Origin of the sequence: Cohnella boryungensis (assembly GCF_042651945.1) — a bacterium.
Taxonomy (GTDB): Bacteria; Bacillota; Bacilli; order Paenibacillales; family Paenibacillaceae; genus Cohnella; species Cohnella boryungensis.
On sequence record NZ_JBHSED010000059.1, the window covers coordinates 1 to 544 of the forward strand.

General features: G+C 54.8%; 1 rRNA gene. It reads right to left on the minus strand.

Features of this window, described 5'->3' with window-relative positions:
- Positions 1 to 544: ribosomal RNA gene (locus ACFO1S_RS23655) — 23S ribosomal RNA — on the minus strand; the annotation flags it as partial.

Here is a 544-nt window from a genome sequence, read left to right on the forward strand (position 1 = left end):
TTTCCAACCGCGCTGAGGGAACCTTAGAGCGCCTCCGTTACTTTTTAGGAGGCGACCGCCCCAGTCAAACTGTCCGCCTGACACGGTCCTCCTGCCCGATTAGGGCAGTGAGTTAGAACTCCGATACGATCAGGGTGGTATCCCAACGGCGCCTCCATGGAAGCTTGCGCTCCCACTTCTTCGGCTCCCACCTATCCTGTACAGACCGTACCAAAGTTCAATATCAAGCTACAGTAAAGCTCCATGGGGTCTTTCCGTCACGTCGCGGGTAACCTGCATCTTCACAGGTACTAAAATTTCACCGGATCTCTCGTTGAGACAGCGCCCAAGTCGTTACGCCATTCGTGCGGGTCAGAATTTACCTGACAAGGAATTTCGCTACCTTAGGACCGTTATAGTTACGGCCGCCGTTTACTGGGGCTTCGGTTCACAGCTTCGGGTTGCCCCTAACCACTCCCCTTAACCTTCCAGCACCGGGCAGGCGTCAGCCCGTATACTTCGCCTTACGGCTTCGCACAGACCTGTGTTTTTGCTAAACAGTCGC